Annotated in this window: 13 protein-coding genes and 1 pseudogene; 2 read left to right on the forward strand and 12 right to left on the reverse strand. The window is 70.8% G+C overall.

All coding sequences use genetic code 11. From position 1 onward, the window contains the following. Positions 1 to 92 precede the first annotated feature (92 nt). The 8 genes and pseudogenes from whiA to uvrA all read right to left on the reverse strand — a co-directional run bounded on the left by whiA (position 93) and on the right by uvrA (position 10,525). The gene (gene whiA, locus AB0H75_RS25770) at positions 93 to 1,073 is read right to left on the reverse strand and encodes a DNA-binding protein WhiA (RefSeq protein ID WP_138670245.1); all 981 of its coding nucleotides are present in this window, start codon (positions 1,071 to 1,073) and stop codon (positions 93 to 95) included. 72 nt (positions 1,074 to 1,145) lie between these two features. After that, positions 1,146 to 2,063: a uridine diphosphate-N-acetylglucosamine-binding protein YvcK gene (yvcK, locus tag AB0H75_RS25775; protein ID WP_367800209.1), complete on the reverse strand. Its 918-nt coding sequence runs from the start codon at positions 2,061 to 2,063 to the stop codon at positions 1,146 to 1,148. 182 nt (positions 2,064 to 2,245) lie between these two features. After that, on the reverse strand, positions 2,246 to 3,112 hold the full coding sequence (gene rapZ, locus AB0H75_RS25780) for an RNase adapter RapZ (RefSeq protein WP_367800211.1): 867 nt from the start codon (positions 3,110 to 3,112) through the stop codon (positions 2,246 to 2,248). Positions 3,113 to 3,877: 765 nt separating this feature from the next. Next, positions 3,878 to 5,788 (reverse strand): annotated as a pseudogene (uvrC, locus tag AB0H75_RS25785) (excinuclease ABC subunit UvrC); the annotation flags it as partial. A gap of 142 nt (positions 5,789 to 5,930) precedes the next feature. Beyond that, positions 5,931 to 6,359 carry a Rieske (2Fe-2S) protein gene (locus tag AB0H75_RS25790; protein ID WP_367800213.1) on the reverse strand — a complete coding sequence of 143 codons (429 nt, stop codon included), beginning with the start codon at positions 6,357 to 6,359 and terminating at the stop codon, positions 5,931 to 5,933. Positions 6,360 to 6,471: 112 nt separating this feature from the next. Then, entirely contained in the window at positions 6,472 to 6,936 is a 465-nt protein-coding gene (locus tag AB0H75_RS25795; protein WP_367800215.1) for a Rieske (2Fe-2S) protein, read from the reverse strand. A gap of 115 nt (positions 6,937 to 7,051) precedes the next feature. Further along, the gene (locus AB0H75_RS25800) at positions 7,052 to 7,540 is read right to left on the reverse strand and encodes a Rieske (2Fe-2S) protein (protein WP_367800217.1); all 489 of its coding nucleotides are present in this window, start codon (positions 7,538 to 7,540) and stop codon (positions 7,052 to 7,054) included. A 144-nt stretch (positions 7,541 to 7,684) separates the two neighbouring features. Further along, positions 7,685 to 10,525, reverse strand: a complete 2,841-nt coding sequence (gene uvrA / locus AB0H75_RS25805) for an excinuclease ABC subunit UvrA (RefSeq protein ID WP_367800219.1) — start codon at positions 10,523 to 10,525, stop codon at positions 7,685 to 7,687. Between the two features lie 218 nt (positions 10,526 to 10,743). Between uvrA and AB0H75_RS25810 the strand changes: the two genes are divergently transcribed. Beyond that, positions 10,744 to 11,550 carry a maleylpyruvate isomerase family mycothiol-dependent enzyme gene (locus AB0H75_RS25810; protein WP_367800221.1) on the forward strand — a complete coding sequence of 269 codons (807 nt, stop codon included), beginning with the start codon at positions 10,744 to 10,746 and terminating at the stop codon, positions 11,548 to 11,550. Next, on the forward strand, positions 11,547 to 12,203 hold the full coding sequence (locus AB0H75_RS25815) for an MBL fold metallo-hydrolase (RefSeq protein ID WP_367800223.1): 657 nt from the start codon (positions 11,547 to 11,549) through the stop codon (positions 12,201 to 12,203). The genes AB0H75_RS25810 and AB0H75_RS25815 overlap by 4 nt, the downstream gene beginning before the upstream one ends. A gap of 105 nt (positions 12,204 to 12,308) precedes the next feature. Here AB0H75_RS25815 and AB0H75_RS25820 read toward each other — a convergent pair whose 3' ends face one another. The 4 genes from AB0H75_RS25820 to AB0H75_RS25835 form a co-directional block, all read right to left on the reverse strand. Beyond that, on the reverse strand, positions 12,309 to 12,581 hold the full coding sequence (locus tag AB0H75_RS25820) for a hypothetical protein (RefSeq protein ID WP_367800225.1): 273 nt from the start codon (positions 12,579 to 12,581) through the stop codon (positions 12,309 to 12,311). A gap of 36 nt (positions 12,582 to 12,617) precedes the next feature. After that, positions 12,618 to 13,442 (reverse strand): CDP-diacylglycerol--serine O-phosphatidyltransferase, encoded by an 825-nt coding sequence (gene pssA, locus AB0H75_RS25825; RefSeq protein WP_367800227.1) that lies wholly within the window; start codon positions 13,440 to 13,442, stop codon positions 12,618 to 12,620. Next, positions 13,429 to 14,070: a phosphatidylserine decarboxylase gene (locus AB0H75_RS25830; RefSeq protein WP_367800290.1), complete on the reverse strand. Its 642-nt coding sequence runs from the start codon at positions 14,068 to 14,070 to the stop codon at positions 13,429 to 13,431. Before AB0H75_RS25830 ends, pssA begins: the two co-directional genes overlap by 14 nt. A gap of 109 nt (positions 14,071 to 14,179) precedes the next feature. Further along, on the reverse strand, positions 14,180 to 15,160 hold the full coding sequence (locus AB0H75_RS25835; RefSeq protein ID WP_367800229.1) for a TerC family protein: 981 nt from the start codon (positions 15,158 to 15,160) through the stop codon (positions 14,180 to 14,182). Between the last annotated feature and the right edge of the window lie 103 nt (positions 15,161 to 15,263).

The following is a 15,263-nucleotide window of genomic DNA, read 5'->3' on the forward strand; positions in this document are numbered from 1 at the left end:
GCGCGCACGGGCCCACCAGGTCCGTCCCACCGTATGACGGGCACCGGCCCGCGCATCCCACCCGGCGATCCCCGCTGAAGGGACGAAACGCCCTAAGGGGCCAGCATGTCGACGGTGAGGTTGGCCTCGGTGTTGGGGATCCCCAGATCGGACGCCCGCTTGTCGGCCATGGCCAGCAGCCGCCGGATACGCCCCGCGATCGCGTCCTTGGTCAGCGGCGGATCGGCGATCTGCCCCAGCTCCTCCAGGGACGCCTGCTTGTGCTCCACCCGCAGCCGCCCGGCCACCACGAGGTGGTCCGGCGCCTCGTCCCCGAGGATCTCCAGCGCCCGCTGCACCCGCGCCCCCGCCGCCACCGCGGCCCGGGCGGAACGCCGCAGGTTGGCGTCGTCGAAGTTGGCCAGCCGGTTGGCGGTGGCCCGTACCTCGCGGCGCATCCGCCGCTCCTCCCAGGCCAGCACGCTGTCGTGCGCCCCGAGGCGGGTCAGCAGCGCGCTGATGGCGTCGCCGTCGCGCACCACGACCCGGTCCACGCCGCGCACCTCGCGCGCCTTGGCGTGGATCTTCAGCCGCCGGGCCGAGCCCACCAGCGCGAGCGCCGCCTCCGGCCCCGGGCAGGTGACCTCCAGCGACATCGACCGTCCGGGCTCGGTGAGCGAGCCGTGCGCCAGGAACGCGCCCCGCCAGGCCGCCTCGGCGTCGCACGCGGCCCCCGCCACCACCTGGCGCGGCAGGCCGCGCACCGGACGGCCGTGGTTGTCGATCAGGCCCGTCTGGCGGGCCAGCGCCTCCCCGTCGCGATAGACCCGCACCACGTAGCGCGAGCCCTTGCGCAGGCCGGCGGGGGCGAGCACGAGCACCTCCGCCTTGTGGCCGAACACCTCGCCGATGTCCTTGATCAGGCGCCGCGCGGTGGCGTTGGTGTCGAGCTCCGCCTCGATCACGATCCGTCCGCCCACCAGGTGCAGGCCGCTGGCGAACCGCAGCAGCGTGGAGACCTCGGCCTTGCGGCAGCACGGCTTCAGCACCGGCAGGCGGCTCAGTTCGTCTTTCACCACACCTGTCATCGCCATAAGCGTTAGTCCTCTCCCCCATTCAGACCGGCTACGCCAGTCTCTCGCACCTTCGCGCCACGCCGACCAGGATCAACGCTTCTGGAGGAAAATCTCGTCCAGGACGGAGGCAAGACGTCGTGGGTCGTGCCTGGGCGAGCCGTCACCGGCCGCCACGTCCGCCATGACCAGCCGCGCGCCGAGCGCGGCGGCGGCCTTCTCCAGGGCGTCGGGGTCATCGACCACGCCGGTGTCGGCGAGGACGACGTCGATCGACAGGTCCGGCGCGTGCTGCCGGAGCACCTCCAGATGCTGCTGGGGGGAGAAGTCGTCGGTCTCGCCGGCCTGCGGGGCCAGGTTGAGCGTGACCAGCCGCCTGGCCCGGGTGCTGTGCAGGGCCCTGGCCAGCTCGGGCACCTTGAGGTGCGGCAGCACGCTGGTGAACCACGACCCCGGCCCGAACACCACCCAGTCGGCCTCCAGCACCGCCGTCACGGCCTCGGGCCGGGCGGGCGGGTCCTCGGGCACCAGGGAGATGGCCTGGACGCGGCCGGGCGTCAGCGCGCACGCCACCTGGCCGCGCACGGTCGAGCGGACGCCGTCGAGCTCCACCTCGGCCACGATGTCGAGCGGTACCGAGGCCATCGGCAGCACCCGGCCGTGCGCGCCCAGCAGCCGCCCGACCCAGTCGAGCCCGGCCACCGGGTCGCCCAGCAGCTCCCACAGCGCCACGATCAGCAGGTTGCCGACGGCGTGCCCGTGCAGCTCGCCCTCGCTGCGGAAGCGGTGCTGCACCACCTCGCTCCAGGTGCTGCCCCACTCGTCGTCGCCGCAGAGCGCCGCCAGGGCCATGCGCAGGTCGCCGGGCGGCAGCACGCCCAGCTCACGACGCAGCCGCCCGCTGGAGCCGCCGTCGTCGGCGACGGTCACCACCGCGGTCAATCGGTCGGTGACCATCCGTAAGGCGGACAGGGACGCGAACAGCCCGTGCCCACCCCCGAGCGCCACCACCGGAGGCCCACCGCCGTCCCCGGGCGAACGGCCGAGGACATCACCCTCCGCCCGCTCTGTCCGCTCGCCCGTCAGGCCGCCAGGGGCGCCCGCCGATCCCGCCGGGTCCCTCCGGACGGCGGCAGTATCCGTTCGCGCGTCCGCCGGAGCCGGTGGGGCCGTCGCCGCGAAGCCGTCATCGGTCACTCCCGCCCCACATCCCGGTGGCTCACTTGTACCTCCACCCCGCGGTCGCGCAGGCGGGCGGCGACCTGTTCGGCCATGGCCACGCTGCGGTGCTTGCCGCCCGTGCAGCCCACGGCGAGCGTGGCGTAGCTCTTGCCCTCGCGCGCGTACCCGGCGGCGACCACCTGCAGGACCTCCTCGTACGCGTCGAGGAACTCCTTGGCTCCCGGCTGCCCCAGCACGTAGTCGCTGACGGGCGCGTCCAGCCCGTTCATGGGCCGCAGCTCGGGCACCCAGTGCGGGTTGGGCAGGAACCGGCAGTCCACGACGAGGTCGGCGTCCACCGGCAGCCCGTACTTGAAGCCGAAGGACACCACGTTGAGCCGCAGCCCCGGCCGGTCCTCCCCGCCGAAGTACGCGACGATCTTGTTACGCAGATCGTGGACGTTGTGCGCGGAGGTGTCGATCACCAGGTCGGCGTTGGCCCGCACCTCGCGCAGGATGCCCCGCTCGCGGGTGATGCCGTCGACCAGCCGCCCCTCGCCCTGCAACGGGTGGGGCCTGCGGACGTTCTCGAACCGGCGCACCAGCTCCTCGTCGCTGGCCTCCAGGAACACCACACGCACCCGGACCCCGCGGCCCTCCAGCTCCTCGATGGCGGCATTGAGGTCGGTGGTGAAGGCCAGGCTGCGTACGTCCACCACGGCCGCCACCTTGTCGGCGGCCAGCTTGACCTTGCCCGCCTCCTCGGCCATCGCGAACAGCAGCCCGGGCGGCAGGTTGTCGATGACGAACCAGCCCAGATCCTCCAGGGCCTTGGCCGCGGTGCTGCGGCCCGCCCCGGACATGCCGGTCACGATGACGAACGCCGGCCCGGTGTTCATCTCCTCTTTCCGCCCGTCAGCCCGGTCACCGGCACTGCCCTCACGGCTGTCCATGTCAACGCCCTTCCCGGCCGGCGCTGCCCGCCGGCCCAGCGATCCGGGCGCTCCCCGCACAGCGGCCGTCCGGCACGCCCGGCCCGGTCATCGCGACACGCCATCCACCATAGCGGACGGCAGCGTCCGCGCCGCGCGACACAACCCCGACCACCGCCGATACAACCCCAGCCAACACCACCCCGCCCGACACAACTCCACCCGACACAACTCCACCCGGCGCGACTCCATCCGGCACAACTCCACCCGGCGCGACTCGGCCCGACACAACTCCACCCGGCGCGACTCGGCCCGACACAACTGCGTCCGGCGCGACTCGGCCCGACACAACCCCGCCCGGCGCGGCGGTCCGCCGTCGCCCTTTCACGCTCCGGCCTCCTCCGTGGCTCCGGCGTCTGCCGCCGCCCCCTCGGCCGCAGGGCCGGCCGGCGCCCTCCCGGCCGGATTCATCCCGGCCGGGGCCGCCCCACCGGAGATCCCGCCTTCCGGCCCCTCATCGCCCGGTATCACATGCCCCGGCACCGCATCCCCCACAGCCGCATCCCCCGCAGCCGCGTCCCCCGGCGCGGAGTCCTGCGACCTCGGGCCCCGTGACAGCGACCTCGGACTCTCAGGCATCGGACCCTCAAGCGGCGAACCCTGGGACCCCGAATCCTGGAGCGGCGAATCCTGGAGCGCCGAATCCTGGGGCGCCGAGTCCAGGAGGGGCGTGCCCTGCAGGGTCGCCACGATGACCTCGGCGGTGCCCCGCCCGATGCCCGGCACCTGGCAGATCTCGGACACGCTCGCCTCGCGCAGCTTCTTCACCGACCCGAAGTGCTTGAGCAGCGCCTGCCTCCGCGCCGGCCCCAGCCCGGGAACGCTGTCGAGCGCGCTCTCCTTCACCGACTTCGACCGCTTCGTCCGGTGATAGGTGATGGCGAACCGGTGTGCCTCATCCCGGACGCGTTGCAGCAGGTAGAGCCCCTCGCTCGACCGGGGCATGATCACCGGCTGGTCGTCACCCGGCAGCCACACCTCCTCCAGCCGCTTGGCCAGCCCGCACACCGCCACGTCGTCGATGCCGAGCTCGTCGAGCGCCCGCTGGGCGGCGGCCGCCTGGGGCCCGGCGCCGTCGACCACGACCAGGTTGGGCGGGTAGGCGAACTTGCGCGGCCGGCCCGTCTCGGGGTCGATGGGGCCGTGGGCGCCGGAGTCGTCCTCGGCCTCGCGCTCCTCGGGGACCAGCTCGCCGGTGTCGGAGCGTTCCTGGAGGTAGCGGCGGAAGCGGCGGAGGATCACCTCGTGGATCGAGGCGACGTCGCCCTCCTTGGTCCTGACGGCGAAGCGCCGGTATTCGCTCTTGCGCGCCAGCCCGTCCTCGAAGACCACCATGGACGCCACCACGTTCTCGCCCTGCAGGTGGGAGACGTCGTAGCACTCGATGCGCAGCGGCGCCTGGTCGAGGTCGAGCGCGTCGGCGATCTCCTGAAGCGCCTTGCTGCGCGTGGTCAGGTCGCCGGCGCGGCGGATCTTGTGCTGGGCCAGCGCCTCCTTGGCGTTGCGCTCGACGGTCTCCATGAGCGTGCGCTTGTCGCCGCGCTGCGGCACGCGGACCTCGACCCGGGCCCGGCGCTGCTCGCTCAGCAGCTCGGCGACCGCCTCGTTGTCGGGCGGCAGGGCGGGGACGAGCACTTCGCGGGGCATCGACTCGGCGCTCGCCTCCGCGTACATCTGCAGCAGGAACTGCTCCACCAGCTCGCCCGGCGCGCTCTCCTCGACCTTGTCGATCACCCATCCGCGCTGGCCGCGGATGCGCCCGCCGCGCACGTAGAAGACCATGACCGCGGCCTCCAGGGGATCCTCGGCCAGGGCGATGACGTCGGCGTCGGTGCCCTCGCCGAGCACGACCGCCTGCTTCTCCAGCGCCCGCTGCAGGGCCTGGACGTCGTCCCTGAGCCGGGCGGCGCGCTCGTACTCCTGCTCGGCGGCGGCCTCGCGCATCTCCTTCTCCAGCCGCTTGATGAAGCGGCTGGTGTTGCCGGCCATGAAGTCGCAGAAGTCCTCCGCCAGCGCGTGGTGCTCCTGCGGGGTGACCCGGCCGACGCACGGCGCCGAGCACTTGTCGATGTAGCCGAGCAGGCAGGGGCGGCCGATCTGGCCGGCCCGCTTGAACACCCCGGCGCTGCACGTGCGTACAGGGAAGACGCGCAGCAGCAGGTCGACGGTCTCCCGGATGGCCCAGGCGTGCGAGTAGGGGCCGAAGTAGCGCGTGCCCTTGCGCTTGGCGCCGCGCATGACCTGCACGCGCGGGAAGTCCTCGCCCATGGTGACCGCGAGGTAGGGGTAGGACTTGTCGTCGCGGTACTTGACGTTGAAGCGGGGGTCGTACTCCTTGATCCAGGAGTATTCGAGCTGCAGCGCCTCGACCTCGGTGCCGACGACGGTCCAGTCGACGTCGGCGGCGGTGGTCAGCATCGACTGGGTGCGCGGGTGCAGCGCGGAGAAGTCGGCGAAGTACGAGTTGAGCCGCTGCCGCAGGTTCTTGGCCTTGCCGACGTAGATCACCCGGCCGTGCGCGTCCCTGAACCGGTAGACCCCCGGGGACTCGGGGATCGAACCCGGCTTCGGCCGGAAACTCAGAGGACTTCCCGCAGATCTCGCCACGGGTGAAGCCTAACGGCCCGCACCGACAGACTCGGCCCGCGCCGACCGGCGGGGGACGCGCGGACGCGGGCCCGCCTCCGCGCCGGAGCGGGCCCGTGTCCGTCGTTCCGCCCGGCGGTCAGGCCAGCGTGATCTGGTCGCCGTCCACCTTGATCGCCTGCTCCGGCAGCGGCTTCTGGGCGGGGCCGCCCGCCACCGCCCCGTCGGTGATGTTGAACTTGCTGTTGTGGCACGGACACACGATGGTGCCGCCGTCGACGCTGCCGACCAGGCATCCCTTGTGCGTGCAGACCGCGCTGAACGCCTTGAACTCCCCCTGCGTGGGCTGCACGACCACGATCTTCTGATCCTTGAAGACCGTGCCGCCCCCCACGGGGATGTCGGCCGTCTTGGCCAGGGCGCCGCCGGCCTGCGGCGCGCTGGACTCGCCGGCGCTGGACTGAGGTGCCGCCGGCTCGGCCGTGGTGCCGCCGGTCGACGTGTCGGTGCCACCGCCACAGGCCGCGAGGGCCAGCGTGAGGCCACCTGCGCCGACGCCCGCTATCACTGCCCGTCGGCTACGAAGGTCATCTCCCATGCGATCACCCAACCGCAGTCAGGTGAGAAATTCATGAAACGAGCATGAGAGACGGCCCCCTGACCACTCACCAAGGCGACCGCTAGGCGAGGCGGATCTTGCCGCCGTCCACCGTGATCTTCTTCTCCTTGAGCGGCTCGGGCGCGGGCCCGTCGGCCACCGAGCCGTCCTCGATGCTGAACTTGCTGCCGTGGCACGGGCAGTTGATCGTCTTGTTCTGGACGGTGGCCACCGTGCACCCCGCATGGGTGCAGACCGCCGTGAACGCCTTGAAGTCGCCCTCGGTCGGCTGCGTGACCACGACCTTCTGCGCCGCGAAGACCTTGCCGCCGCCCACCTCGATGTCGGAAGCGTCGGCCAGCGCCTTGCCCTTGGCCGAGGACTTCTTCTTGGGCGCCGCCGACGTCTCCTCATCGGCCGGCTCGTCCGCGGGCGCCGCGTTCGCGTCGGTCGTCGGCGTGCCATAGCTCGCGCACGCCGTCAGGAACGCCGTGAGCCCGGCGCCTCCGGCACCGAGCATCATCATCCGGCGCGTCGTATCCGTCATGGTGCGTCCTCCCAGGTTGGTTCTCCTACAGGTACGGCTCGCGCCCTCGCGCCGGTTCAGAGTGCCTGGGCCCGATCCCGGTGACCACGTAGAATTACCCGCCCGGGTACGCGTTTCAGGCGACCACGATGCCGTCGCCCTCGACCTTGACCTGGATGGCGGTGAGCGGCGCGGTGGCCGGCCCCTTGGTGGCGGCGCCGTTGTCGGCGGCGAACTCGCTGCCGTGGCAGGCGCACCTGATGACGTTGTCCTTGGGCGTGCCGACGGTGCAGCCCTTGTGGGTGCAGGCCGCGCTGAAGGCCTTGAAGACGCCCTGGGAGGGCTGGGTCACCACGACCTTGAGGTCGTTGATGAGCTTGCCGCCGCCGACCGGCACGTCGGCGGTGTTGGCGATGACCTTCCCCTTGAGGTTGGGCCGCGCCTGGGCGCCGCCCGTGCCGCAGCCTGCCAGCGCCAGTCCGCACACCGCGACCCCGGCCACCCCGGCCACCCTCAGCGCCTCGCGCCGCCCGACCCCGTGCCCGGCCCCGTGCCCGATCCCGTGCCCGGCTCCTTGACCGGGCCCGCCGCCAGGCATGGCTCCGCCCCGCTCCGTACTCGTCATGATCGACTCGACCCTTCGCGTCGCCGCTGACCCCCTGCAGGTCAGGCCGTTACCCGTGCCACAACTGTAGGGCCGTACCCCGCCGGTCCCGCGATCGGGTACGCGCTCGCGCGCGGGACCGGACGGCCCTTGATGAACGGGTGCTCAGACGGACAGGATCTTGCGCAGGAACCGCCCGGTGTGGCTCTCCTCGACCAGCGCGACCTCTTCGGGGGTGCCGGTGGCGACCAGCGTGCCGCCGCGCGAGCCGCCTTCGGGGCCCATGTCGATGATCCAGTCGGCCGTCTTGATGACGTCGAGGTTGTGCTCGATGACGATGACGGTGTTGCCGCCGTCGACCAGCCGTCCGAGCACGCCCAGCAGCCTGCGGATGTCCTCGAAGTGCAGGCCGGTGGTGGGCTCGTCCAGGACGTAGATCGTCCGGCCGGTCTGCCGTCGCTGCAGCTCGGAGGCGAGCTTGACGCGCTGCGCCTCGCCGCCGGACAGCGTGGTGGCCGGCTGGCCGAGCCGGACGTAACCGAGGCCCACGTCGTTGAGGGTCTGCAGGTGGCGCCTGATCGCGGGGATCGCGTCGAAGAACTCCAGCGCCTCCTCGATCGGCATGTCGAGGACCTCGGCGATCGTCCTGCCCTTGTAGTGGACCTCCAGCGTCTCCCGGTTGTAGCGGGCGCCGTGGCAGACCTCGCAGGGGACGTAGACGTCCGGCAGGAAGTTCATCTCGATCTTGATGGTGCCGTCGCCCGCGCACGCCTCGCAGCGCCCGCCCTTGACGTTGAAGCTGAAGCGCCCGGGCTGGTAGCCGCGCACCTTGGCCTCGGTCGTGGCCGCGAACAGCTTGCGGACGTGGTCGAAGACGCCGGTGTAGGTGGCCGGGTTGGAGCGCGGGGTGCGGCCGATCGGCGACTGGTCGACGTGGACGACCTTGTCCACGAGGTCCATGCCGTTGATGCGGGAGTGCCGGCCGGGCACCGTGCGCGCGCCGTTGAGCTCCTTGGCCAGCGCGTTGTAGAGGATGTCGTTGACCAGCGTCGACTTGCCGGAGCCCGACACGCCGGTGACGGCGGTGAACACGCCGAGCGGGAAGTCGATGTCGACGCCCTTGAGGTTGTGCTCGCGGGCGCCCTTGACGGTGATCTGCCGCTTCTTGTCGCGCTTGCGGCGGGTGGCCGGGACGGAGATGCTCCGCCGGCCCGACAGGTATTGGCCGGTCAGCGACTCCTCGCTGCTCAGCAGGTCTTGGACGGTGCCGGACACGACGACCTGGCCACCGTGCTCGCCCGCGCCGGGGCCGATGTCGACCACCCAGTCGGCGGCCGCGATGGTGTCCTCGTCGTGCTCGACCACGATCAGCGTGTTGCCCATGTCGCGCAGCCTGACCAGGGTGTCGAGCAGGCGCAGGTTGTCGCGCTGGTGCAGGCCGATGGAGGGCTCGTCCAGCACGTACAGGACGCCGACCAGGCCGGAGCCGATCTGCGTGGCGAGCCGGATGCGCTGCGCCTCGCCGCCGGCCAGGGTGGCCGCGGCGCGGTCCATCGTGAGGTAGTCGAGGCCCACGTCGAGCAGGAACCCGAGGCGGGCGTTGATCTCCTTGACCACCCGCTCGGCGATGTGCATGTCGCGGTCGGACAGCTTGAGCTCGCCCAGGAAGGCGGCGCACTCGCCGATCGACATGGCGGCGACGTCGGCGATCGACTTGCCGGCCACGGTCACGGCCAGGGTCACCGGCTTGAGCCTGGCGCCCTTGCAGGCCGGGCACGGGATCTCGCGCATGTAGCCCTCGAACCGCTCGCGGCTCGAGTCGCTCTCCGCCTCGGCGTGCCGCTTCTGCACCCAGGTGATGACGCCGGTGTAGTCGGTGTAGTAGGAGCGCTGGCGGCCGTAGCGGTTGCTGTAGCGGACGTTGATCTGCTCGTCGTAGCCGTACAGCAGGGCCTTCTGCGCCTTCTTCGGCAGCTGGTCCCACGGGGTGTCGAGGCCGAAGCCCATGGCGTTGCCCAGCGCCTCGATCATCCGCACGAAGTACTCGCTGGTGTGGCCGCCGGACCACGGGTGCAGCGCGCCGTCGCGCAGCGTGCGCTCGGGGTCGGGCACGATCAGGTCGGGGTCGACCTCCATCCTCGTGCCGAGGCCGGTGCACTCGGGGCAGGCGCCGAACGGGGAGTTGAAGGAGAACGAGCGCGGCTCCAGCTCGTCGAACGACAGGTCGTCGTAGGGGCAGTAGAGGTGCTCGGAGTAGAACCGCTCGCGGCCCGGGTCGCCCTCGGGCAGGTCGACGAAGTCCAGAGTGATCGTGCCGCCGGACAGCTGCAGCGCGGTCTCGACCGAGTCGTTGAGCCGGCGGCGCGCCGACTCCTTGACCGACAGGCGGTCGACGATGACCTCGATGTCGTGCTTCTCGTACTTCTTCAGCGTCGGCGGCTCCTCCAGCCGCACGACCGTGCCGTCGACCCTGGCCCGGGCGAAGCCCTTGGTCTGCAGCTCGCGGAACAGCTCGGCGTACTCGCCCTTGCGGCCGCGTACGACGGGGGCGAGCACCTGGAAGCGGGTGCCCTCGTCGAGGTCCATCACGCGGTCGACGATCTGCTGCGGCGTCTGGCGGGCGATCGGGCGGCGGCACACGGGGCAGTGCGGCTTGCCGATGCGGGCCCACAGCAGGCGCAGGTAGTCGTAGACCTCGGTGATGGTGCCGACGGTCGAGCGGGGGTTCTTGCTGGTGGACTTCTGGTCGATCGACACCGCGGGCGACAGGCCCTCGATGAAGTCGACGTCGGGCTTGTCCATCTGCCCGAGGAACTGGCGGGCGTACGCCGACAGCGACTCGACGTAGCGCCGCTGGCCCTCAGCGAAGATCGTGTCGAAAGCCAGGCTCGACTTGCCCGAGCCGGACAGGCCGGTGAAGACGATCAGCGAGTCTCGCGGCAGGTCCAGCGAGACGTCCTTGAGGTTGTGTTCTCGTGCACCACGCACGATCAGGCGGTCTGCCACGGCGATCCCGGTACTTGAAAGGCGGATAGGTCCACGGGGGATGGTAGACGGGGGCTCCGACAATTTCGGCGGCCCGCTGCGCGGTCCCCGAAAATCCGTCCCTCACAGGTTACGGCCATCCGCCGGGTCGGCAGGAGGCCTTCCGCACTCAACGCTCCGACCTGCGAATTTATGCCCTTCACCCGCCCCTCACACCCTAGGTGATGAAATATCAAGATATGACCGTTTTACCCGCGTTGCGGGCGGAACTGGCCGCCGCCACCGACCGGCTGCTGGCCACGGCCGCAGCCCTCACCGACGCCGACGTGGCCGCCCCGTCCCTGCTGCCCGGCTGGACCAGGGGCCACGTGCTGGCCCACCTCGCGCAGAACGCCGACTCCCACGTCAACCTCCTGGCCTGGGCCAGGACCGGCGTCCGCACCCCGCAGTACCCCTCCGCGCAGGCCAGGTCGGCGGCGATCGAGGCGGCCGCGTCCCGTCCCGCCGCCCACCTCCTGGCCGAGCTGCGCGACAGCGCCGAGCGCTTCGCCGCCGCCGTCCGCGACCTGCCCGAACAGGCGTGGTCCGCCCAGGTGGAGGGCATGCGCCCGCCGCCCCACCCGGCCTGGTACGTCCTGGTCCGCCGGTTGCGCGAGGTCGGCCTGCACCACGTGGACCTCGACGCCGGATACGGCCCCGCCGACTGGCCGGAGACGTTCGTCGACCGGGAGCTGCACGACTGCCTGCGCTGCTGGCCGCACGGCCGCAGCCCGATCGGCGAGATCGGGCTGCGGCGCCGCGCGCGCGGGAGGGAGATCCTGGAGCTGCGCCCCGGCCTGGGACGGGGCCCGGCCGTGGTGGGCGCCCCCGCCGACATGCTGGCCTGGCTGACCGGGAGATCCAGAGGCGAGGGCGTTAGTCTGGTGCCCGTGGGGCAGCCGTTCATGCCAGGCCCCGCGGGGGCAGGCCTTCCCGCGCCGCCGCCGTGGCTGACGATGCCGGCCCCTGCTGATCTGCCCACGACACCCCCGAAGGACTACCCATGACCTACACAGGTGACGTCCAGGTCGGCGGCCCCGCCGACGTACGCGAGCTGCCGGCGCTGTCCATCTGCAAACTCGCCGTCGGCCCGTTCGACAACAACGCCTACCTGCTGCGCTGCACGGAGACCGGCGAGGGCCTGCTCATCGACGCCGCCGCCGAGCCCGACCGCCTGCTCGCCCTGATCTCCGACCGGCCGGTCGGCGCGATCGTCACGACCCACCAGCACGGCGACCACTGGCAGGCGCTGGAGCAGGTGGCCAAGGTCACCGGCGCCCAGGTGGTCGCCCACCCGCTCGACGCGCCCGCCCTTCCGCTGCCGGCCGACCGCACGGTCGAGCACGGCGACACGATCACGCTCGGCCGCTGCTCGCTGGAGGTCATCCACCTGCGCGGCCACACGCCCGGCTCCATCGCCCTGCTCTACGACGGCGGCGAGGCGGGCACCCATCTGTTCACCGGCGACTCCCTGTTCCCCGGCGGCGTGGGCAACACCTGGAAGGACCCCGAGCGCTTCACCCAGCTCTACAACGACGTGGTGGAACGCGTCTTCGACCGCCTTCCCGACGGCACCTGGGTCTATCCCGGCCACGGCAAGGACACCACCCTCGGCGCCGAGCGCCCCTCCCTGCAGGAGTGGAAGGCCAGGGGCTGGTAGCGGCGCTTCCCGCGGGGCGCGGCCGGAGGGTCACGGAGCCCGGGCCGGCCGCCCGCCCCGCGAGGGACGCCCCCGGAGCCGCCGGCGTGCGACCGACGGATCGGGTCAGCCGCAGGCCAGGACGCGCATGATCCGGTCGGCGGCGGACGCCGGGTCGTCCGTGACGCCGACGAGCTCTCCCCAGGACCACCGGTAGAACCAGCCCTCCGGCAGGGGCACGCAGTCCACCGTCTCCGCCAGCATGGCGGTGTCGGGGTCGCTGATGCGCAGCGCGGGCGGGTACGGCCGGAGTATCACCGTCAGCCCGCGCCGCTCCAGCTCCGTGGCCAGCTTGCCGAGGTAGTACGTGCGCGTGTGCTCGCGCGGCGTAGCCGACATGGCTCCATCAAAGCCGAAGTATGCCGAAAAATCCCGTCAGTTGTGGATTCGCTCGGCTTCGCGGCGCTGTTCCCTCTTGTAGAACAGCATCCGCAGCGGGATCGCCGCCACCAGGGCGATCTGCATGGTCGCGCCGATCTTGATCGGCAGGTCACCGCCCTCGGGCCAGGCCACCCAGAAGGTGAGGAAGGCCACGTTGACCATGATCCAGCCGAGCACGACCGCCGCGAGCTGACCCTTCGGCTTCGGGTACTCGATCCGGCTGACCATCAGCCACGCCACGCCGAGGATGCCGACCAGGGTCCAGATGCTCGGCTGGAACAGCAGCACGATCGCTATCACGGTCATGGCGCCCATCGGGATGGGCAGCCCCATGAAGTCGCCGCTCTTGGTCTTGACGCAGGCGAACCTGGCCAGCCGCACGACCCCGGCGACCAGCACGGACGCCGCCGCCACGAGCACCGCGGTGAAGGGCACCTGCGAGGTGAACCCGCCCCAGATCACCACCATGAACGCGGGCGCGAAGCCGAAGCTGATGACGTCGGCCAGGTTGTCGAGCTCGGCGCCCATGGCCGAGGCGCGGAAGCGCCGCGCCACCAGGCCATCGAACAGGTCGCACGTCGCGCCGATGAGCAGCAGCACGATCGCGGTGGCGAAGTAGCTCGGATCGGGCGTGAAGCGCCCGCCCGCGACCTGGAGCTGCTGGATGGCGGAGTACGCGAGCACGCACACCGCGAGGAAGCCGCAGATCGCGTTACCGAGCGAGAGGGAGTCGGCCGCGGAGAGGCGGAAGGCTTTGCCGACCGGGCCCCGTGGTTCTTCCTCTTCCGCCTGCCAACTGCCGGCGTCAGCCGCGGTCAATTCTGGTCACCCCCGCAACCGTCTTCTCCCCCACGGACACCGCGGGCGAAATCCCTTCCGGAAGGTAGATGTCGACCCGGGAGCCGAACCGGATGAGCCCGATCCGCTCGCCCTGGGCGACCTTGGCGCCGACGCTCAGGTACGGCACGATCCTGCGCGCGACCGCGCCCGCGATCTGCACCATCTCGATGTCGCCCAGCGTGGTCTCGAAATGCCACACCACGCGTTCGTTCTGGTCGCTGTCCTTGTTGAACGCCGGCAGGAACCCACCTGCCACATGCTGCACGGAGGCGACATTTCCCGCAAGAGGGGCCCGGTTGACGTGAACGTTCAGCGGGCTCATGAAGATCGCTACCCGGGTACGGCCGTCGGGCCACGGATCGATGCTCTGCACCACGCCGTCGGCGGGCGACAGGACGCGGCCGTCGCCGGGAACCCGGTCGGGGTCGCGGAAGAACCAGAGCATCCCCCCGGTGAGCGCGCTCAGCGGCACCGCCGCGAACGCCCATCGCCGGCTCTTGCGCGTCAGCAGCGCGGTGGCGGCCGCCGCGGCCGCCGTAGGAAGAAGCCACGGGGAGACCCCGCGTGCGAGCCGGACACGGCTCGGCTTAGCAGAATCGTCTGACACGTACAACCTTTGGTGGTGACTGAACTGGGCGCTTTGCCATGATGTTACAGAACTCGCAACTATTACACGGCGCGACTACACAAAGCAAAGCGCCTCGAAGCCCATTCCGCTAGACCTGCTCAGGATGCGGTTCCTCGCCCTTGCGCGCGTCGATGCGGGCTTTGATCAGGCTCGCCGCGGTGGTGATGACCATGGTCACGCCGATGACCGTGAGCGAGACCCAGATGGGAATTTCGGGCGCCCAGGAGACATGGCTGGCGTGCAACGCCTCCAATACCAGCTTAACCCCGATGAACCCGAGAATGAACGCCAAACCGTAGCTGATGTAGACCAGCCGCTGCAGCAGACCACCCAGGAGGAAGTAGAGCTGACGCAGTCCCATCAGGGCGAACGCGTTGGCCGAGAAGACGATGAAGGGGTCCTGGGTGAGCCCGAAGATGGCGGGAATCGAGTCGAGCGCGAACAGCAGATCGGTGGTGCCGATGGCGATCATCACGATGAGCATGGGGGTGACCATGCGCCGGCCGTCGATCTTGACCGTGATCTTCGAGCCGGCGTAGCCCTCGGTGGTGGGGAAGGCCTTGCGCACCCACCGCAGCAGGATGTTCTCGTTGAACTCCTCTTCCTCGCCCTTGACGTGCTGGCGGACGATGTTGACCGCCGTGTAGACGAGGAAGGCGCCGAACACGTAGAACAACCAGCTGAACCGCTCCAGCGCCGCCGCGCCGAGCGCGATGAAGATGCCGCGCATGACGAGCGCGAGCAGGATGCCGACGAGCAGCACCTTGTGCTGGTAAGCCCGTGGCACCGCGAACCTGCTCATGATGATGAAGAAGACGAACAGGTTGTCGACGCTCAAACTGTATTCAGTGATATATCCGGCGAAGAACTCTCCCGCCTTGTCCCCGCCGAACATGGTCCACAGCAGCACCCCGAACGCGATGGCGAGGATGACATAGAACGTCACCCAGTACCCCGCCTGCCGCATGGAGAACTCTCGCGCTTCTCCCCGGTCCACGATCCACAGGTCGATGGCGAGTACGAGGAGCAGCCCGCCGATCACGGCGATCCAGGCCCATGCGGGTACCATCACGTCTCTTTACCCTCCGGCATGCAGGACTCATTGCCGGAGGTCTCTCCCGCCCGCCGAAACCGCGGACCGGCAGCCCCGGGGGCCCCATGGATCGGGGCTG

It is taken from the genome of Nonomuraea sp. NPDC050783 (genome assembly GCF_040802095.1).
Taxonomy (GTDB): domain Bacteria; phylum Actinomycetota; class Actinomycetes; order Streptosporangiales; family Streptosporangiaceae; genus Nonomuraea.